The organism is Pseudomonas sp. Irchel s3a10 (genome assembly GCF_900187525.1).
Lineage (GTDB): Bacteria > Pseudomonadota > Gammaproteobacteria > Pseudomonadales > Pseudomonadaceae > Aquipseudomonas > Aquipseudomonas koreensis_G.
In genome coordinates this window covers 1,215,404-1,234,257 of the sequence record NZ_FYDR01000001.1, presented here as the reverse complement: position 1 = coordinate 1,234,257, position 18,854 = coordinate 1,215,404, and the positions used below count along the sequence as shown (strand labels likewise).

15 protein-coding genes are annotated in these 18,854 nt (G+C 61.5%); 13 read left to right on the top strand and 2 right to left on the bottom strand.

Translation table 11 applies throughout. The features are described from left to right. Nucleotides 1–135: integrase core domain-containing protein (locus CKW11_RS05535; RefSeq protein WP_143499931.1), on the top strand; the 135-nt coding region annotated here is incomplete at its 5' end. Nucleotides 136–169: 34 nt separating this feature from the next. Here the strand turns inward: CKW11_RS05535 and CKW11_RS05530 are convergent. Together CKW11_RS05530 and CKW11_RS05525 are read right to left on the bottom strand one after the other, a co-directional pair. Then, nucleotides 170–3,448, bottom strand: a complete 3,279-nt coding sequence (locus CKW11_RS05530) for a PAS domain S-box protein (RefSeq protein WP_095136734.1) — start codon at nucleotides 3,446–3,448, stop codon at nucleotides 170–172. 68 nt (nucleotides 3,449–3,516) lie between these two features. After that, nucleotides 3,517–4,407, bottom strand: a complete 891-nt coding sequence (locus CKW11_RS05525) for a LysR family transcriptional regulator (protein ID WP_007969232.1) — start codon at nucleotides 4,405–4,407, stop codon at nucleotides 3,517–3,519. A gap of 141 nt (nucleotides 4,408–4,548) precedes the next feature. Here CKW11_RS05525 and leuC point away from each other — a divergent pair, with 141 nt between their 5' ends. The 12 genes from leuC to CKW11_RS05465 all read left to right on the top strand — a co-directional run bounded on the left by leuC (nucleotide 4,549) and on the right by CKW11_RS05465 (nucleotide 18,827). Then, the gene (gene leuC, locus CKW11_RS05520; RefSeq protein ID WP_095136733.1) at nucleotides 4,549–5,967 is read left to right on the top strand and encodes a 3-isopropylmalate dehydratase large subunit; all 1,419 of its coding nucleotides are present in this window, start codon (nucleotides 4,549–4,551) and stop codon (nucleotides 5,965–5,967) included. 11 nt (nucleotides 5,968–5,978) lie between these two features. Further along, on the top strand, nucleotides 5,979–6,623 hold the full coding sequence (leuD, locus tag CKW11_RS05515; RefSeq protein ID WP_007969234.1) for a 3-isopropylmalate dehydratase small subunit: 645 nt from the start codon (nucleotides 5,979–5,981) through the stop codon (nucleotides 6,621–6,623). 136 nt (nucleotides 6,624–6,759) lie between these two features. Continuing rightward, on the top strand, nucleotides 6,760–7,527 hold the full coding sequence (locus CKW11_RS05510) for a class I SAM-dependent methyltransferase (protein ID WP_095136732.1): 768 nt from the start codon (nucleotides 6,760–6,762) through the stop codon (nucleotides 7,525–7,527). 54 nt (nucleotides 7,528–7,581) lie between these two features. After that, entirely contained in the window at nucleotides 7,582–8,664 is a 1,083-nt protein-coding gene (leuB, locus tag CKW11_RS05505) for a 3-isopropylmalate dehydrogenase (RefSeq protein ID WP_003226430.1), read from the top strand. Nucleotides 8,665–8,730: 66 nt separating this feature from the next. Then, nucleotides 8,731–9,843 (top strand): aspartate-semialdehyde dehydrogenase, encoded by a 1,113-nt coding sequence (asd, locus tag CKW11_RS05500; protein WP_003226428.1) that lies wholly within the window; start codon nucleotides 8,731–8,733, stop codon nucleotides 9,841–9,843. Between the two features lie 247 nt (nucleotides 9,844–10,090). Continuing rightward, the gene (locus tag CKW11_RS05495) at nucleotides 10,091–11,101 is read left to right on the top strand and encodes an aspartate-semialdehyde dehydrogenase (protein WP_095136731.1); all 1,011 of its coding nucleotides are present in this window, start codon (nucleotides 10,091–10,093) and stop codon (nucleotides 11,099–11,101) included. A gap of 209 nt (nucleotides 11,102–11,310) precedes the next feature. Beyond that, complete coding sequence (locus tag CKW11_RS05490; RefSeq protein ID WP_095136730.1) at nucleotides 11,311–13,947, top strand: FimV/HubP family polar landmark protein; 2,637 nt, start codon at nucleotides 11,311–11,313, stop codon at nucleotides 13,945–13,947. Between the two features lie 266 nt (nucleotides 13,948–14,213). Then, nucleotides 14,214–15,038 (top strand): tRNA pseudouridine(38-40) synthase TruA, encoded by an 825-nt coding sequence (gene truA / locus CKW11_RS05485; protein WP_177439981.1) that lies wholly within the window; start codon nucleotides 14,214–14,216, stop codon nucleotides 15,036–15,038. Between the two features lie 64 nt (nucleotides 15,039–15,102). Further along, the gene (locus CKW11_RS05480; RefSeq protein WP_095136728.1) at nucleotides 15,103–15,747 is read left to right on the top strand and encodes a phosphoribosylanthranilate isomerase; all 645 of its coding nucleotides are present in this window, start codon (nucleotides 15,103–15,105) and stop codon (nucleotides 15,745–15,747) included. 200 nt (nucleotides 15,748–15,947) lie between these two features. Next, nucleotides 15,948–16,868 carry an acetyl-CoA carboxylase, carboxyltransferase subunit beta gene (accD, locus tag CKW11_RS05475; protein ID WP_027611535.1) on the top strand — a complete coding sequence of 307 codons (921 nt, stop codon included), beginning with the start codon at nucleotides 15,948–15,950 and terminating at the stop codon, nucleotides 16,866–16,868. Then, a complete protein-coding gene (folC, locus tag CKW11_RS05470; RefSeq protein WP_095136727.1) occupies nucleotides 16,865–18,172 on the top strand; it encodes a bifunctional tetrahydrofolate synthase/dihydrofolate synthase in 1,308 nt (435 codons plus the stop codon). The genes accD and folC overlap by 4 nt, the downstream gene beginning before the upstream one ends. Continuing rightward, complete coding sequence (locus CKW11_RS05465; protein WP_095136726.1) at nucleotides 18,156–18,827, top strand: SPOR domain-containing protein; 672 nt, start codon at nucleotides 18,156–18,158, stop codon at nucleotides 18,825–18,827. The genes folC and CKW11_RS05465 overlap by 17 nt, the downstream gene beginning before the upstream one ends. Nucleotides 18,828–18,854 lie beyond the last annotated feature (27 nt).

Here is an 18,854-nt window from a genome sequence, read left to right as displayed (position 1 = left end):
ATGCTCCAGCGACCACAGGATTTAACGCAGGCGAAGAAGATGGTGAGTGAGTCGGTATCGATCTACAACGGTGAGCGTCCGCACCTGTCTTTGAAATACAAAACGCCCGATGCGGTGCATCGGGCGTCAGGGTGAAACAGGTGTAAACCTATTTCAGGACTAGACATCGTCATTCGAGCATCTTTTTCAACGCCTCCAGCGCCACCGGCCGACTGTGCAGATAGCCCTGATATAAATGGCAGCCGAGACCTTGCAGGAACGCCAGTTGCTCCGGCGTCTCCACGCCTTCGGCAATCACCTCCAGTTCCAGGCTGCGGGCCATGGCGACAATGGCGCGGATGATCTCGGCGTCGTTGGGGTCGGTGGTTGCGTCGCGGATGAACGACTGGTCGATTTTCAGGGTGTCCACCGGCAGGCGCTTGAGGTAGGTCAGCGATGAATAGCCGGTGCCGAAATCGTCCATGGCGAAGCTCACGCCGAGTTTTTTCAGGCGGCGCATCTTGATGATGGTGTCATCCAGATTCTGGATGACGATGCCTTCGGTGATCTCCAGTTTCAGCAGCGAGCAGGGCAGGCCGTGGCTGCTCATGCTGTGTTCGATGCGTTCGACGAAGTCGTTCTGGCGGAACTGCCGTGGGCTGATGTTCACGCACAGGCTGAAGTTGAGCGGATCGACCAGTTTCAGCGCGATCAGTTGTTTGAACGCCCCGCACGCCTCGTCGAGGATCCAGGTGCCGACTTCCAGAATCAGGCCGCTGTCCTCCAGCACCTTGATGAATTCGGTGGGCGATTGCGCGCCGAGTTCCGGGTGGTTCCAGCGCACCAGCGCTTCGGCGCCGATGATGCGGTTGTCCTGCGCATCGACCTGCGGCTGGTAGTGCACGTTGAACTCGCCGCGCGACAGTGCCAGGCGCAGATCGGTCTCCATGCGCAGCCGTTCGCTGGCCGCCTTCTGCATGGTGTTGTGGTACATCTGCGTGGTGTTGCGCCCGGAATCCTTGGCCCGGTACAGGGCGATGTCGGCGCGCTTGAGCAGGTCGGTCGGGGTCGAGCCGTGATCGGGAATCAGTGCCACGCCGATGCTCGGCGTCACTTGCAGGCGCTGGCCGTCGAGGAACATCGGCTCCGAGAGCAGCTCGCGAATGGTGTCGGCCAGTTCCCGCACTTGTGCACTGACCTCGTTGCGCGTGCCTTCGAGGCCGCTGAGCAGCACCACGAATTCATCGCCGCCGAGACGCGCCACCGTGTCCTCCATGCGCACGCTGGCTTCGAGCCGCGCGGTGATGATTTTCAGCACCGTGTCGCCGACCGGGTGGCCCAGCGAGTCGTTGATGTGCTTGAAGTGGTCAAGGTCGAGGAACAGCAGCGCGCCGCGCAGATTGTGGCGCTTGAGCAGGGCGATCTGCTGGCTCAGGCGATCCATCAGCAGGGCGCGGTTGGGCAGATTGGTCAGCGGATCGTGATAGGCCAGATGGCGGATCTGCGCTTCAGCGTTTTTCAACAGGCTGACGTCCCGGGCGGTCAGCAGCAGGCATGCCGTTTCGTTGAGGGTGATCGGTTCGATCGACACTTCAACGGTCAGCAACTCACCGCGCTTGTTGCGCCCGAGCATTTCCTGATGGTGTACGCGGCCCTTGATCTGCAGTTCGGCGAGCAGCGCCGAGCGTTGTTTCTCTTCGGCCCAGATGCCGATCTGGTACACGGTTTTGCCCACCACCTCGTCGGCACGATAACCGGTGAGGCGGCAGAAACCGTCGTTGACCTCCAGATAGCGCCCGGTGTCACGTTCGGTGATGGTGATTGCGTCGGGGCTGGAGTGGAACGCCTTGGCGAATTTCTCTTCGCTGGCCTTGAGAGCGGCTTCGGAGCGCTGTTGTTGGGTGATGTCGCGCAGGGTGGTGACGATGCATGGCTGATTGCCGACGCTGATCTGCCGGCTGGAAATCACGCACGTCAACGACTGGCCGTCCTTGTGCTGGACGATGATTGCGACATTGCTCAGGCCCTGTTCGCGGATCACCCGCTCGATGCGTTGCAGGCTTTTCGCCGAGGCGTCCCACAGGCCGATGTCTTCGGCGGTGCGCCCGATCACGTCGGCGGCGCTCCAGCCGAAGGTCTGGGTAAAGCTGTTGTTGATCTCGATGAACTCGCCGCTGTCCTGGCGGGTGACGCAGATCGGGTCGGGGCTGACTTGGAACAGCGTGGCGAATTTCTCTTCCGAAGCAACCAGACGTTGCTCGCGCTCGACCTGATCGGTGATGTCCAACAGCGTCCCGGCCATGCGCAGCGGCGCACCGTTTTCGTCGCGATACAGGCGGGCGCGGCTTTCCAGATAGCGCGAGCTGCCGTCGGGCAGTTGCACGCGATAGGTCAGTTGATAATTGCCGGCCGGGCCTTCGCGCAGGCTGCGGTAGGCGTCGCGCATGCTGTCGCGCTCCTCGCCGGGCACGCCTTCGAAGAACTCCTCGAACGATTCGTGAAACGGGATCGGCTCCAGCCCGTGCAATTGCGCGGCCCGCGCCGAGCCGTAGAGCATGCCGCTGGGAATGTGCCAGTCCCAAGTGCCGAGCTGCGCCGAGTCCAGCGCCAGATCGAGGCGTTCCTGGCTGTCTTTCAAGGCGTGTTCGGCGGCTTTGCGTTCGGTGGTGTCGAGAAACGTGCTGAGCAGATACGGCTGGCCTTCGAGTTCGACCTTCTGCGCGCTGAGAATGCCGTCATGAATCTGCCCGTTGCTGGCGCGGAACTGCACTTCCATGCTGATCAATTCGCCTTTGGCCTTGGTCTTTTTCACCAGCTCTGCGCGTTGTTCGGGGTGCACCCACAGGCCCAGTTCCAGCGTGGTGCGACCGATGGCGTCCTGGACCGGCCAGCCGAACAGGCTTTCGAAATACTGGTTGGCTTCGGTGATCAGGCCGTCTTCCTGGCGCGTCAGCAGCACCATGTTCGGGCACAGGTGAAAGAGTGTGGCGAAACGTTTCTCCGAGCTGCTGAGGGCCTGTTCGCGTTGCCGTTGGTGGGTGATTTCGCGAATCACCCCGATCATTCGGGGACGGCCGTTTTTATCCGGCAGCAGGCTGCCGCTGATCTCCAGCCAGTGCAGGCTGCCGTCGGGCCAGCGGATGCGGTGGTGCATCGCCTGCTCCAGCGGGGCGCCGGCAATCACCGCGTGGAAGGCGCGCACGGTTTTAGCTCGGTCTTCGGGCGGCAGCAGGTCCAGATATTCCAGATCCCGCGGCAGCGGTTGCCGTGGATCGAAGCCGAACAGCGCCTGAGTGCCACGTGACCAACTGATCTGCCCGCGCTCGATGTCCCAATACCACGCGCCGAGCCGGGCACCGTTGAGCGCGGCGAGCAATTGCGGCGCACTCTCCCAGCTCTGCTCGGAACGTCGCGGATCAATGGCCTGAATACGCGGCATCGGCGGAATTCGGTCAACAGATTTCGGCATTGTTAACGGGCCTTGAGCTGATGGTGGCGTTAGGCACAGGGACAGCGGCTCTATAGGAGTAGCACAAGTTAGCCTGGAGTCCCTGGCAGATCGATTTGCGCATCCAGCAAGGCCATGAAAGCCCTTGCCGCATTCGACAGCGTCCGTTCGGTGTGCACGATATAGCCTAGCTGGCGACTGAGCTGTATGCCCGGCAAAGGTATGCGCGCCACCTGTTCATCAAGCATGGTGCGTGGCAGAACACTCCAGGCCAGACCAATGGAGACCATCATCTTGATGGTTTCCAGGTAGTTGGTGCTCATGGCGATGTTCGGCGTCAGCCCTTGGGCTTCGAACAAGCGTTGGACAATGTGATGAGTAAAGGTGTTGCCTCCGGGAAAAACCGCCGGATGACCGGCAATGTCCGCCAGGCTCACCGCGCCATTGCTGATCAGCGAATGTTCCGGCGCCACCACGAAATCCAGCGGGTCGTCCCACACCGGCGTGGCTTTGACCAGCGTGTGCGGCTCCGGCGCCAGGGTGATCACGGCCAGTTCTGCACGGCCATGGAGAATTTCTTCGTAGGCCACTTCCGAATCGAGGAACTGAATATCCAGCGCCACTTGTGGGTAGCGGCGGGTGAATTCCCTCAAGAGTGGCGGCAAACGGTGCAAACCGATGTGGTGACTGGTGGCCAGGGTCAGCCGGCCGCTGACTTCGCCGGTCAGGTTGGTCAGGGCTCGGCGGGTGTCGTCCAGCACGTTGAGAATCTGATAAGCCCGGGGCAGCAGGGCGCGGCCAGCCTCGGTCAGGCCGACTTCACGACCGAGTCGGTCGAACAGCCGCACCTTCAATTGTTGCTCTAGCCCGGCGATGCGTTTGCTGATCGCCGGTTGCGTCAGATGCAGGCGTTCCCCGGCGCCGGAGAAGCTGCCGGTCTCGGCGATGGCGATAAAAGCATTGAGGTTGGCCAGATCCATGGTTTGTATTCCAATTGGTTATCCAAAGCATAAAAAATATGAATTTGAGTTATTTAATGTAACCCCATAGGATCGGCCTCACAAGCCAAAGGGTTATTGATAAGCCCAAGGCATAGAAACAAGCTGATGAGGAACCGTCTGATGGCCGGCAAAACGCTCTACGACAAGCTCTGGGATTCGCATTTGGTCAAACAGCGCGACGATGGCTCGGCGCTGATCTATATCGATCGTCACATCATCCACGAAGTGACCTCGCCGCAAGCCTTCGAAGGCCTGCGTCTGGCCGGGCGCAAGCCTTGGCGCATCGATGCCAACATCGCGACCCCGGATCACAACGTACCGACCACACCGGAGCGCAAGGGCGGCATCGAAGCCATTGCCGATCAGGTCTCGCGTTTGCAGGTTCAGACCCTCGATGACAACTGTGATGAGTACGGGATTGTCGAGTTCAAGATGAACGACATCCGTCAGGGCATCGTCCACGTGATCAGCCCGGAGCAGGGCGCGACCTTGCCGGGCATGACCGTGGTCTGCGGCGACTCGCACACCTCGACCCACGGCGCTTTCGGTGCCTTGGCACACGGGATCGGCACTTCCGAGGTCGAGCACGTGCTCGCCACCCAGTGCCTGGTCGCGAAAAAAATGAAGAACATGCTGGTGCGCGTCGAAGGTCAGTTGCCGTTCGGCGTGACCGCCAAGGACATCGTCCTCGCGGTGATCGGCAAGATCGGCACCGCCGGCGGTAACGGCCACGCCATCGAATTCGCCGGCAGCGCGATCCGCGATTTGTCCGTCGAAGGCCGCATGACCATCTGCAACATGTCCATCGAAGCCGGCGCCCGCGTGGGCCTGGTGGCTGCCGACGAGAAGACCGTCGAGTACGTCAAGGGCCGTCCGTTTGCGCCGAAAGGCGCGCAGTGGGATCAGGCGGTTGAAGCCTGGAAAGACCTGGTCTCCGACGCGGATGCCAAGTTCGACACCGTAGTTGAACTCGATGCTGCGCAGATCAAGCCGCAAGTCAGCTGGGGCACTTCGCCTGAAATGGTCCTGGCCGTTGATCAGAACGTGCCGGATCCGGCCAAAGAGATGGATCTGGTCAAGCGCGATTCGATCGTCCGCGCCCTGAAATACATGGGTTTGACCGCCAATCAGGCGATTACCGACATTCAGCTGGATCGCGTGTTCATCGGCTCCTGCACCAACTCGCGTATCGAAGACTTGCGCGCTGCGGCCGTGATCGCCAAGGGCCGCAAAGTCGCTTCGACGATCAAGCAGGCGATCGTGGTGCCGGGTTCGGGCCTGGTGAAGGCGCAGGCGGAAGCCGAAGGTCTCGACAAAATCTTCCTCGAAGCCGGTTTCGAATGGCGTGAGCCGGGGTGCTCGATGTGCCTGGCGATGAACCCGGACCGTTTGGAGTCCGGCGAGCATTGCGCCTCGACCTCCAACCGTAACTTCGAAGGCCGTCAGGGCGCCGGTGGTCGTACCCACCTCGTGAGCCCGGCCATGGCCGCTGCGGCGGCGGTGAACGGTCGTTTCATCGACGTTCGTGAATTGATCTAAAGGAGCGCAGCATGAAAGCTTTTACCCAGCACACTGGTCTTGTCGCGCCTCTGGATCGTGCCAACGTCGACACCGACCAGATCATTCCCAAGCAGTTCTTGAAGTCGATCAAGCGCACCGGTTTCGGCCCGAACCTGTTCGACGAGTGGCGTTACCTGGATGTCGGCCAGCCGTATCAGGACAACTCCAAGCGCCCGTTGAACAAGGAGTTCGTGCTCAACGCCGAGCGTTATCAGGGCGCCAGTGTGTTGCTGGCCCGTGAAAACTTCGGTTGCGGCTCCAGCCGTGAACACGCGCCATGGGCACTGGAAGAATACGGTTTCCGCAGCATCATCGCACCGAGCTACGCCGACATCTTCTTCAACAACAGCTTCAAGAACGGCTTGCTGCCGATCATCCTGAGCGACGCTGAAGTCGATGAATTGTTCAAGCAGGTCGAGGCCGAGCCGGGCTATCAATTGCAGATCGATCTGCACGAGCAGACCGTGACCAGTCCGAACGGCAAGGTGTACCGCTTCGAGATCGACGCCTTCCGCAAGCATTGCCTGCTCAATGGTCTGGACGATATCGGCCTGACCTTGCAGGACGGTGATGCGATTGCGGCGTTCGAGGCCAAGCATCGTGTGAGCCAGCCGTGGTTGTTCCGCGACGCATGATTTTTGTGTATGGCTAATGACGCCATCGCGAGCAGGCTCACTCCTACAGGTGTACGCATTCCAAATGTAGGAGTGAGCCTGCTCGCGATGAGGCCCGCAAAGGCAACACAAAACTACAGCCAAAAAGGAATTCCCCATGACCAGCACCGCCCAGCACAGTCAGGTTGTACAAAAGCAATTCGGTGAACAGGCCGCCGCCTACCTGAGCAGCGCCGTTCACGCTCAAGGCACCGAATTCGCGCTGCTACAGGCTGAACTGGCCGGGCAGGGCGAAGCCCGGGTTCTGGACCTCGGTTGCGGCGCCGGTCATGTGAGTTTTCATGTGGCGCCGCTGGTCAAGGAAGTGGTGGCCTACGACCTGTCGCAGCAAATGCTTGATGTGGTCGCCGCTGCGGCGGTTGATCGCGGCATGAACAACATTGCCACGGTCAACGGCGCCGCCGAGCGCCTGCCGTTTGCCGATGGCGAATTCGATTACGTGTTCAGCCGTTATTCGGCGCACCATTGGAGCGACCTCGGGGTGGCCCTGCGCGAAGTGCGCCGGGTGCTGAAACCGGGTGGCGTGGCGGCGTTCGTCGACGTGTTGTCACCGGGCAGTCCGTTGTTCGACACTTACCTGCAAAGCGTCGAGGTGCTGCGCGACACCAGTCACGTGCGCAATTATTCCGCCGCTGAGTGGTTGCGTCAGGTCAGCGAGGCCGGGCTGCATACCCGCAGCACCACCCGTCAGCGCCTGCGTCTGGAGTACAGCAGTTGGGTCGAGCGCATGCGCACACCCGAGGTGATGCGCGCTGCGATCCGCCAGTTGCAGCAGTCGATGGGCAACGAAGTGCGCGAATATTTTGAGATTGATGCCGACGGCTCGTTCAGTACAGATGTGATCGTATTGATGGCTGAGCGATAAGAATTTTTCCGGGCGCGCCCTGAGTGGCGCACCGATTGAAGACACGAGGAAAGCATGAGCAAGCAGATTCTGATTCTCCCAGGTGACGGTATTGGTCCGGAAATCATGGCCGAAGCGGTCAAGGTGCTGGAACTGGCCAACGACAAGTACAGCCTGGGCTTCGAGCTGAGCCATGACGTGATCGGTGGTGCCGCCATCGACAAGCATGGCGTGCCGCTGGCCGACGAAACCCTTGATCGTGCCCGTGCTGCCGACGCCGTGCTGCTGGGCGCAGTGGGCGGCCCGAAATGGGACACCATCGAGCGTGACATCCGCCCTGAGCGCGGTCTGCTGAAAATCCGTGCGCAACTGGGCCTGTTCGGCAACCTGCGTCCGGCGATCCTCTACCCGCAACTGGCCGACGCTTCCAGCCTGAAGCCGGAAATCGTTGCCGGTCTGGACATCCTGATCGTCCGTGAGCTGACCGGCGGCATCTACTTCGGCGCGCCACGCGGCACCCGTACCCTGGAAAACGGTGAGCGTCAGTCCTACGACACCCTGCCGTACAGCGAAAGCGAAATCCGCCGCATCGCCCGCGTCGGTTTCGACATGGCCATGGTTCGCGGCAAGAAACTGTGCTCGGTGGACAAGGCCAACGTGCTGGCGTCCAGCCAGCTGTGGCGTGAAGTGGTCGAGCAGGTCGCCAAGGATTACCCTGAAGTCGAGCTGAGCCACATGTACGTCGACAACGCCGCCATGCAACTGGTGCGCGCACCGAAGCAGTTCGACGTGATCGTCACCGACAACATGTTCGGCGACATCCTGTCCGACGAAGCCTCGATGCTCACCGGCTCCATCGGCATGCTGCCGTCGGCCTCGCTGGATTCGAACAACAAGGGCATGTACGAGCCTTGCCACGGTTCGGCGCCGGACATCGCGGGCAAAGGCATTGCCAACCCGTTGGCGACCATTCTGTCGGTGTCGATGATGCTGCGTTACAGCTTCAATCTGCACGATGCGGCCGATGCCATCGAGAAAGCCGTCAGCGTGGTGCTGGATCAAGGCTTGCGTACCGGTGACATCTATTCGGCCGGTTGCACTAAAGTCGGAACGCAGGAAATGGGTGACGCAGTAGTCGCCGCGCTGCGGAATCTGTAATCTCTCGGGCCCGCTGCGAAATTCAATACAAAGCAGCGGCCCACTTTTCAAGAAGGTGTAGTTGCGATGAAACGTGTAGGTCTGATCGGTTGGCGCGGCATGGTCGGTTCCGTGCTCATGCAGCGGATGCTGGAAGAGCAGGATTTCGATCTTATCGAGCCGGTGTTTTTCACCACTTCCAATGTCGGTGGCCAAGGCCCGTCCGTGGGCAAGGATATTGCTCCGCTCAAGGACGCTTACAGCATTGAAGAGCTGAAAACCCTCGACGTGATTCTGACCTGCCAGGGCGGCGACTACACCAGCGAAGTGTTCCCGAAGCTGCGCGAGGCCGGCTGGCAGGGTTACTGGATCGACGCGGCTTCCAGCCTGCGCATGAATGATGACGCGGTCATCATTCTCGACCCGGTCAACCGCAAGGTCATCGACCAGCAACTGGACGCGGGCACCAAGAACTACATCGGCGGCAACTGCACCGTCAGCCTGATGCTGATGGGCCTGGGCGGTCTGTTCGAGGCTGGTCTGGTCGAGTGGATGAGCGCCATGACTTATCAGGCGGCCTCCGGTGCCGGCGCGCAGAACATGCGTGAACTGATCAAGCAGATGGGCGCGACCCACGCTGCGGTGGCCGATCAACTGGCAGACCCTGCCAGCGCGATCCTCGACATCGACCGTCGCGTGGCCGAAGCCATGCGCAGCGACGCGTACCCGACCGAGAACTTCGGTGTACCACTGGCCGGCAGCCTGATCCCGTGGATCGACAAGGAACTGCCGAACGGCCAGAGCCGTGAAGAGTGGAAGGCCCAGGCCGAGACCAACAAGATCCTCGGCCGTTTCAAGAGCCCGATCCCGGTCGACGGTATCTGCGTGCGCATCGGCGCCATGCGTTGCCACAGCCAGGCGCTGACCATCAAGCTGAACAAAGACGTGCCGATCGCTGATATCGAAGGGCTGATCAGCCAGCACAACCCTTGGGTCAAACTGGTGCCGAACAACCGCGACATCAGCATGCAGGAGCTGAGCCCGACCAAGGTCACCGGCACCCTGAACGTACCGGTGGGTCGTCTGCGCAAGCTGAACATGGGTTCGCAATTCGTCGGTGCGTTCACCGTCGGCGACCAACTGCTGTGGGGCGCGGCCGAACCGCTGCGTCGCATGCTGCGGATTTTGCTGGAGCGTTGATCGCTTGATGCAGTGAAAGAACCCGTGCCTTGTGAGAGGTGCGGGTTTTTTTATGCCTGAGGTTTCGCGTTGTCTGGTCTGACGCCTTCGCGAGCAAGCCCGCTCCCACATTAGAAATGCATTCCCCTGTGGGAGCGAGCTTGCTCGCGAAGGGGCCGGTACAGGCGCTACAAATTCCGACAGAAATTGCCTGCATGCCAGTCACCCGGTAAAGTGCCGCTCCCCCCGTTTCGCCAGAGGTAGAACCATGACCCAGACCCTTGATATTGCCGTCGTCGGCGCCACCGGTACTGTCGGCGAAACCCTCGTACAGATTCTCGAAGAGCGCGACTTCCCGGTCGGCAACCTGCACCTGCTGGCCAGCAGCGAATCCGCTGGCAGTTCGGTGCTGTTCCGCAACAAGAATGTGCGCGTGCGTGAAGTCGACGAGTTCGATTTCAGCAAGGTCAAACTGGTGTTCTTCGCCGCTGGCGCTGCCGTTTCCCTGAGCTACGCCGCGCGTGCCCACGCGGCCGGTTGCTCGCTGATCGACCTGTCCGGCGCATTGCCGGCCGAGCAGGCGCCGCAAGTGGTGCCGGAGGCCAACGCTGAGGTGATTGCCGGTCTGAAAGCGCCGTTCCAGGTCAGCAGCCCAAGTCCGTCGGCGACGACGCTGGCCGTGGTGCTCGCACCGCTGCTCGATTTGCTCGAGCTGCAATACGTCAACGTGACTGCCAATCTGGCCGTGTCCGCCCAAGGTCGCGAAGCCGTGACCGAGCTGGCCCGGCAGACCGCCGAGCTGCTGAACATGCGTCCGCTGGAGCCGACGTTCTTCGATCGGCAGATGGCCTTCAACCTGTTGGCCCAGGTCGGCACGCCCGACGCTCAAGGCCACACGCTGCTGGAAAAACGTCTGGTGCGCGAGTTGCGTCAGGTGCTGAAGCAGCCTTTATTAAAGATTTCCGCCACTTGCGTTCAAGCCCCGGTGTTTTTTGGCGATAGCTATAGCGTGACCTTGCAGTCAGCGAACGCGGTCGACCTGGCAAAGATCAACGCTGCGCTTGAGGACGCGCCTGGCATCGAGCTGGTTGAGGCCGGCGATTATCCGACCGCGGTGGGTGACGCGGTAGGGCAGGACGTTGTCTATGTTGGCCGTGTACGCAGCGGTGTCGACGACCCGGCGGAACTTAATCTGTGGCTGACGTCAGATAACGTACGCAAAGGCGCGGCCCTGAATGCTGTGCAGGTCGCTGAATTGTTGATAAAAGACCTGCTGTAAAAGATACTTGGCAACAATTTGTCGACTGATTCTAGGTGAGCGCTATGCTTGCCCGGAGCACTTGATAACGTGTCACCCTCCGGGACTTTCCGGGGCATCAAAGAAATGATCGCGCGCGGCAGTCTGTCGTCGTCGCGCGCAATGCCTTACGGCAGCGGCAATCAACATCTTCTCGCTGGCCGAGGAACGTTCAAACAAAGGATGAGGCTATGGTTCAAGTTCGCAAACTGGTGTTAGCAATAGCGGCCGCCTCGGCGCTGTCCTCCGGTATGGCGCATGCCCTCGGGCTCGGGGAGCTGACCCTGAAGTCGACCCTGAACCAGCCGCTGGTGGCCGAGATCGAGTTGCTCGACGTCGCGGATCTCACCGCTGCCGAAGTGGTGCCGAGCCTGGCTTCACCCGAAGATTTCGCGAAGGCCGGCGTCGATCGCCAGGCCTTCCTCAACGACCTGACGTTCACCCCGGTGCTCAACGCCAGCGGCAAAAGCGTGCTGCGCGTGACTTCGAGCAAGCCGCTGTCGGAACCGATGGTGAAATTCCTCGTGCAGGTGATGTGGCCCAACGGCCGTCTGCTGCGCGATTACAGTGTGCTGCTGGATCCGTCGAAATTCTCGCCACAGACCGCTGACGCCGCTGCGCAACCGGCACCGTCGCAGACCATCACCGCACCGACCACCGGCGCCACGCACCCGTCGCAATACACCACCACGCCGCGCGACACCCTGTGGGAAATTGCCGCGAAGGCGCGCACCGGCGGTTCGGTGCAGCAGACCATGCTGGCGATTCAGGCGTTGAACCCGGACGCGTTCATCGACGGCAACATCAACCGGCTGAAAACCGGTCAGGTGCTGCGTCTGCCGGACTCGGTGGAAAGCACCGCGCTGCCACAGTCCAAAGCGATTGCTGAAGTCGCCGCGCAGAACGAAGCCTGGCGTCAGGGCCGTCGTTATGTGGCCAAGCCTGGCACCGGCCAGCAACAGCTCGATGCCACCAAGCGTGGCAGCAGCAATGTCGGCGCCGGCCAGAATGCCAAGGACAACCTGAGTCTGGTCTCTGCCGAAAACGCCAAGGCTCGCGGCAAAGGCCCGGCCGGCGATGCCAAGGCCCTGAGCAACAAACTGGCGGTGACTCAGGAAAGCCTCGACACGACCCGTCGTGACAACGAGGAACTGAAAAGCCGCATGGCCGATCTGCAAAGTCAGCTGGACAAGCTGCAACGCCTGATCGAGCTGAAGAACAATCAACTGGCGAAGATGCAGGCCGAAGGCCCGGGCGCTGCGCCAGCCGCCACTGCTGCCGTACCGGCGATCACCGCCGAACTGGCTGCAACCCCTCCAGCCACCCCGGCAGAAGCGGCGCCAACACCTGAATCGGCGATTGCGCCACCGGTCGACACGCCTGCCGAGACGCCAGTGGTTGCGCCAAAACCGGTAGTCGATGAAGACAAAACCTTCAATGAACTGCTGACCAATCCGATCCTGCTGGGTCTGATCGGCGGCGGTGCGGTGGTGCTGCTGCTCCTGCTGTTGCTATTGGCGCGTCGCCGCAAAGCCCAGCAGGAAGCCGAGAAACACCTGCGCATGGCCCGCGCTCTGGCGGAAGAGCAAGAGTTCTCCGCCGAGCAGGATCTGCCGGAAAGCAGCTTCGAAGGCCTGGAAACCCCTGCTGCCAGCGTCAAGCTCAACACCCCGGCACCTGCGCCAGCGCCTGCTGCGGTCGTGGCTCCGGTGGTGATGGCTGAGCCGATTGCCGCGCCATTGGTCGCGCCGTCCGCCGAGCGTTCCGATGACGTGCTGGACAAGGCCCAGTCGCACATCAATGCCGGCCGCTTGAATCAGGCTGCGGCGCTGCTGGAAGAGGGTGTCAGCCTCGAGCCGCAACGCAGTGATCTGCGTCTGAAACTGATGGAAGTCTACGGTCAGCAAGGCGACCGCGATGCGTTCGTTGCTCAGGAGCGTCAGCTGGTGGCCAACGGTGACAACTTCGCCAAGGTCGAAGAGCTGAAAAAACGCTTCCCGGCCATGGCGGTGGTCGCTGTCGCGGGTCTGGCTGCAGCGGCGGCCGCCGCCGAACTCGATGCGCAATACGTCAAGGAGCTGCTGCTCGACGAGCCTGAGGCGCCTGCACCTGAGCCTGCGGCAGACGACCTCGACAGCGCGTTCGACCTGAGCTTGGACGATCTCGATAACATCACTCCGGTTGAGCCTGCGCCTGTCGTTGAGCCTGAAGCGCCGGTGGAGCTGGACGAGTTCCCGGCCGACGACGATCTGAGCTTTGAATCGGTGCTGCAACAGCAGACCGAGATCAAAGAGAACCTCGACGACCTGTCGGATTTCGACCTCGATCTGGATCTGGGTGCCGAGCCTGCGCCAGCCCCGGCGGCTGACCTGGCGGACGATGACTTCCTGCTGGATCTGGACGAAGGCGTGAAAGATCTGTCGCCAGCCGAGCCTGTGGTCGCCAACGAAGTGCCGCAGGACGATCTGGAGCTGCCGGCGGATTTCGATCTGTCGCTGGCTGACGAAATGGACAGCAACCCGGCGGCCGAGCCTGACGCATTCGCAGCGGAACTGAATGACGTCAACGCCGAGCTGGATCGCCTGTCGCAGAGCATCGCCGAGCCGACCTTCACCGAAGCTGATGCGGCCGTGGGCGATGATCTGGGCGAAGACGATTTCGACTTCCTCGCCGGCACCGACGAAGCGGCCACCAAACTCGATCTGGCCCAGGCCTACATCGACATGGGCGACAACGACGGCGCACGCGACATCCTCAACGAAGTGCTGACCGAGGGTGACGAAAAGCAGCGTGGCGAAGCCAAGGAAATGCTTTCGCACCTGGCATGAGCCAGCGGTAAAAAAAACGGCAGCCCATTGAGGCTGCCGTTTTTGTTTGGGCTGGATTCTGCAGCGCCTGGAACGGCGCTTTCGCGAGCAAGCCCGCTCCCACAGGTAGAGCGCATTTCAAATGTGGGAGCGGGCTTGCTCGCGAAGAGGCCAGATCGGTCAACACAGAACAGACTGGCATCCCCGACCCACAGCCTTATAATGCCCGCCTTTGTACATCAGCAGGCTGTCCCACCTTGGCAAACATAGATAACCCGGTCGCCGAAATGGCACCCGAAGGCTTTTACCGTGTGGCACTGGGCGTCGAGTACAAAGGCTCGCGCTACAGCGGCTGGCAGCGCCAGTTGACCGGCGTGGCCACGGTGCAGGAAGAGCTCGAAAAAGCCTTGTCGAAAGTCGCCAATTCGCCGATTTCGCTGCAGTGCGCCGGGCGTACCGATGCCGGGGTGCATGCCTGTGGTCAAGTGGTGCATTTCGACACGCCAGTCGATCGTTCGCTGAAAGCCTGGGTGATGGGCGCCAATATCAATCTGCCCCACGACATCAGTGTCAGTTGGGCGCGGGTGATGCCGGCGCATTTTCATGCGCGGTTCAAAGCCATCGCCCGGCGTTATCGTTATGTGATCTACAACGATCAGATTCGTCCGGCGCATCTCAACGAAGAGATCACCTGGAACCACCGCCCACTCGACGTCGAGCGTATGGCTGAAGCGGCGCAATACTTGATCGGCACCCACGATTTCAGTGCATTCCGCGCCGGCCAGTGCCAGGCCAAGTCGCCGATCAAGAAGATGCATCATCTGCGCGTGACCCGTCACGGCAAGATGATCGTGCTCGACATCCGCGCCAACGCGTTCTTGCACCACATGGTGCGCAACATTGCCGGCGTGCTGATGACCATCGGTGCCGGCGAGCGTCCGGTCGAGTGGATGAAGGAAGTTCTGGAAAGCCGCGAGCGCCGTTCCGGTGGCGTGACAGCGCATCCTTACGGGTTGTATCTGGTGCAGGTCGAGTACCACGACGAATTCCCGTTGCCCGAGCGTTTTATCGGGCCACATTTCCTTACGGGTTTCTCGGAACTTGACGGCTGACGCCCTCGAACGCTTTTGTTACCATCCGGGACTTTCCCGAATTTGACGCGGAGTTTTTCTCGATATGTCAGCCGTTCGCAGCAAGATCTGCGGGATTACCCGCATGGAAGATGCGTTGGCCGCCGTCGAGGCCGGGGCGGATGCGATCGGTTTCGTGTTTTACGCCAAGAGCCCGCGTGCAGTGAGCGTGCAGCAGGCGAGGGCGATCATCCAGGCTTTGCCGCCGTTCGTGACGACGGTGGGCCTGTTCGTCAACGCCAGCCGCTGCGAGTTGGGGGAAATCCTCGATGCCGTGCCGCTGGATCTGTTGCAGTTTCATGGCGATGAGACCGCTGAAGAGTGCGAAGGTTGGCATCGTCCGTACATCAAGGCATTGCGGGTCAAGGCCGGCGATGACATCGCGGCTGCCGTCGATGCCTATCCGAGCGCCAGCGGCGTGCTGCTCGACACTTACGTCGAAGGCGTGCCTGGCGGAACCGGCGAGGCGTTCGACTGGTCATTGATTCCGCAAGCTTTGAGCAAGCCGCTGATCCTGGCCGGTGGTCTCACCGCGGAAAACGTCGCCGACGCCGTGGCGCGAGTCAAACCGTACGCGGTCGATGTCAGCGGTGGGGTAGAGGCGAGCAAGGGCATCAAGGATCATGCGAAGATCCGCGCGTTCATCAATGCCGTACGCAGAAGCTCGCAGGGAGCGTCTACTTCGATGTGACGGCTGGCGAACTGCCGCCGTCCATCAATGCACTTGCACAAAGCAGGCGAGGCTGAGGGTTTCTGGAGTTGCACGCAGGTCATGTTTCGCGCTGACCGCGGCGTTCCACCAACCATCGCCACACACATGAATTTAGCTGAAGGGCATACGCGGGGCTGCGAACCAGAGCGTTCGGGCCGCCGGTACTGGAGAAAGAAAGCATGAGCAACTGGTTGGTAGACAAACTGATCCCTTCGATCATGCGTTCGGAGGTCAAGAAGAGCTCGGTGCCTGAAGGTCTGTGGCACAAATGCCCGTCCTGCGAGGCTGTGCTGTATCGCCCTGAGCTGGAAAAGACCCTGGACGTTTGCCCCAAGTGCAACCATCACATGCGCATCGGCGCACGGGCGCGTATCGACATCTTCCTCGATGCCGAAGGCCGCAACGAGCTGGGTGCAGACCTGGAGCCGGTTGACCGTCTGAAATTCCGCGACGGCAAGAAGTACAAGGATCGTCTGGTCGCTGCACAGAAGCAGACCGGCGAAAAAGACGCGCTGATCTCCGTCAGCGGCACCCTGCTGGGTATGCCGGTGGTGGTTTCGGCGTTCGAATTCAGCTTCATGGGCGGCTCCATGGGCGCCATTGTCGGTGAGCGCTTCGTGCGCGCCGCCAACTACGCCCTGGAAAACCGTTGCCCGATGATCTGCTTCGCCGCCTCCGGTGGTGCGCGCATGCAGGAAGCGCTGATCTCGCTGATGCAGATGGCCAAGACGTCGGCCGTACTGGCGCGCCTGCGTGAAGAAGGCATTCCGTTCATCTCGGTGCTGACCGACCCGGTCTACGGCGGCGTTTCCGCCAGCCTGGCAATGCTGGGTGACGTGATCGTCGGTGAGCCGAAAGCCCTGATCGGCTTCGCCGGCCCGCGCGTGATCGAGCAGACCGTGCGGGAAAAACTGCCGGAAGGCTTCCAGCGCAGCGAGTTCCTGCTGGAGCATGGCGCGATTGACCTGATCATCGATCGCCGTGAACTGCGTCCACGCCTGGGCAACCTGCTGGCGCAACTGACCGGCCAGCCGACACCGACCTACGTCGCCGCTCCTGTGGAGCCAATCGTCGTTCCACCGGTGCCTGCCAACGTATGACCGAGCGTACCCTTGGCGAGTGGCTCGCCTACCTTGAGCAGTTGCATCCATCGGCCATCGACATGGGGCTGGAGCGTTCGCAACAGGTAGCGTCCCGCATGGGACTGGGTCAGCCGGCGCCTCGGGTGATTACGGTCACCGGCACCAACGGCAAGGGTTCGACCTGCGCTTTCGTGGCTGCATTGCTGCGGGCGCAGGGCCTGAGCGTGGGTGTCTACAATTCTCCGCACCTGCTGCGTTACAACGAGCGGGTGCAGCTCAACGACGTCGAAGCTACTGACGCGCAGCTGTGCGAAGCCTTCGCTGCGGTCGAGGCCGGGCGTGGCGACACTTCCCTGACGTACTTCGAAATGGGCACCTTGGCGGCGTTCTGGCTGTTTCAACAGGCAAAACTTGACGCTGTGGTGCTGGAAGTCGGTTTGGGCGGGCGTCTGGATACGGTCAACGTGGTGGATGCCGATATCGCGCTGGTCACCAGCATTGGCGTCGATCATGCTGAATACTTGGGCAATACCCGCGAATCCGTGGCCTTCGAGAAGGCCGGGATTTTCCGTCAGGGCAAACCTGCCCTGTGCGGCGATCTGAATCCTCCGCAACCGCTGCTCGACAAGGCGCGCGAACTGGCGTGTCCGTTTTTCCTGCGCGGGCGTGATTTCGACCTCGGCATCACAGACCAGCACTGGCAGTGGCGCGGCACCGATGCGCAAGGCCAGCCGGTCGAGCTGCGCGACTTGCCGCTGCTCGATCTGCCGATGGAAAACGCCGCGCTGGCCTTGCAGGCATATCTGCTGCTCGGTTTACCGTGGAATCCGGCGCAAATTGTGGCGGCCTTGCAGACCACTCGCGTGGTCGGGCGGCTGGATCGTCGCTCCTTCGAATTCGATGGCAAGCGCCTGAACCTGTTGTTGGATGTGGGGCACAACCCGCACGCGGCGGAGTATCTGGCGCGGCGGCTGGCCGGCCGGCAACCGGTGGGCAAGCGTCTGGCGGTGTTCGGCTTGCTTGCCGACAAGGATCTGGATGGTGTTGTCGGTGAATTGAATGCTAGTGTCCAGCATTGGGCGGTCGCGCCGCTGGATTCGCCGCGTTCGCGTCCGGCCAGTGAATTGCACGCCGGGTTGCAGAACCTTGGCGCGTCCGTCACGTCCTATGACAGTGTCGCGGCGGCGCTGGAAGGGCAGTGCGCAGTGGCCACCAGCGACGACGAGATTCTGTTGTTCGGATCATTTTATTGTGTCGCCGAGGCCCTTGAATGGCTGGCCCGGCGCTCCACGGAGGAAGCGGCAAATGGCTTTGCTGGATAAAGCGTACAAGCAGCGCATGGTTGGCGCCCTGGTGCTGGTGGCACTGGCGGTGATTTTCCTGCCGATGCTGTTTTCCCGCCAGGACGAGCAACGTCAAGTGACGGTCGAGGCGCCCGCCGCGCCGCAAGCCCCTTCGATGCCGCAGGTGCAAATGGAGCCGGTGGCCGTGCCTGAGCCGCAGGCTTTGCCGCAAGAGCCGGTGCCAGCGGATGAAGAAGTCGCAGAAGATACTGCGCCTGCTGCACCAATCGCGGCAGCCCCGGCCTCGGCCCCAACCCCGGCCCCAACGGCGCCCATAGCAATCGCCAAACCGGCTGCGCCGCCTGCGGTGGCCAAGCCGATTCCGGCGCCTGCTCAGCCTATTGCTGCTGCGTCGAAACCTGACACCACGCAAAGTCGTGTCGATGCCAACGGTCTGTCGGTCAGCTGGTCAGTGCAACTGGCCAGCCTGTCGAGTCGCGCCAGCGCCGAAAGCCTGCAGAAAACCCTGCGCAGCCAAGGCTATAACGCCTATATCCGTTCCGCCGACGGCAAGAATAGGGTGTTCGTCGGGCCGCTGATCGAGCGTGCCGAGGCCGATCGTCTGCGTGATCTGTTGAGCCGCCAGCAGAATCTCAAGGGTTTTGTCGTGCGCTTCCAGCCCGAGCGCGGCTAGGATCTATCGATTCGATTGAAATGCACT

Excerpts from the sequence above, each read along its gene's own strand:
- CKW11_RS05530 (WP_095136734.1), bottom strand. The coding sequence starts at position 3,448 with ATGCCGAAATCTGTTGACCGAATTCCGCCGATGCCGCGTATTCAGGCC.
- CKW11_RS05525 (WP_007969232.1), bottom strand. The coding sequence starts at position 4,407 with ATGGATCTGGCCAACCTCAATGCTTTTATCGCCATCGCCGAGACCGGC.
- leuC (WP_095136733.1), top strand. The coding sequence starts at position 4,549 with ATGGCCGGCAAAACGCTCTACGACAAGCTCTGGGATTCGCATTTGGTC.
- leuD (WP_007969234.1), top strand. The coding sequence starts at position 5,979 with ATGAAAGCTTTTACCCAGCACACTGGTCTTGTCGCGCCTCTGGATCGT.
- CKW11_RS05510 (WP_095136732.1), top strand. The coding sequence starts at position 6,760 with ATGACCAGCACCGCCCAGCACAGTCAGGTTGTACAAAAGCAATTCGGT.
- leuB (WP_003226430.1), top strand. The coding sequence starts at position 7,582 with ATGAGCAAGCAGATTCTGATTCTCCCAGGTGACGGTATTGGTCCGGAA.
- asd (WP_003226428.1), top strand. The coding sequence starts at position 8,731 with ATGAAACGTGTAGGTCTGATCGGTTGGCGCGGCATGGTCGGTTCCGTG.
- CKW11_RS05495 (WP_095136731.1), top strand. The coding sequence starts at position 10,091 with ATGACCCAGACCCTTGATATTGCCGTCGTCGGCGCCACCGGTACTGTC.
- CKW11_RS05490 (WP_095136730.1), top strand. The coding sequence starts at position 11,311 with ATGGTTCAAGTTCGCAAACTGGTGTTAGCAATAGCGGCCGCCTCGGCG.
- truA (WP_177439981.1), top strand. The coding sequence starts at position 14,214 with ATGGCACCCGAAGGCTTTTACCGTGTGGCACTGGGCGTCGAGTACAAA.
- CKW11_RS05480 (WP_095136728.1), top strand. The coding sequence starts at position 15,103 with ATGTCAGCCGTTCGCAGCAAGATCTGCGGGATTACCCGCATGGAAGAT.
- accD (WP_027611535.1), top strand. The coding sequence starts at position 15,948 with ATGAGCAACTGGTTGGTAGACAAACTGATCCCTTCGATCATGCGTTCG.
- folC (WP_095136727.1), top strand. The coding sequence starts at position 16,865 with ATGACCGAGCGTACCCTTGGCGAGTGGCTCGCCTACCTTGAGCAGTTG.
- CKW11_RS05465 (WP_095136726.1), top strand. The coding sequence starts at position 18,156 with ATGGCTTTGCTGGATAAAGCGTACAAGCAGCGCATGGTTGGCGCCCTG.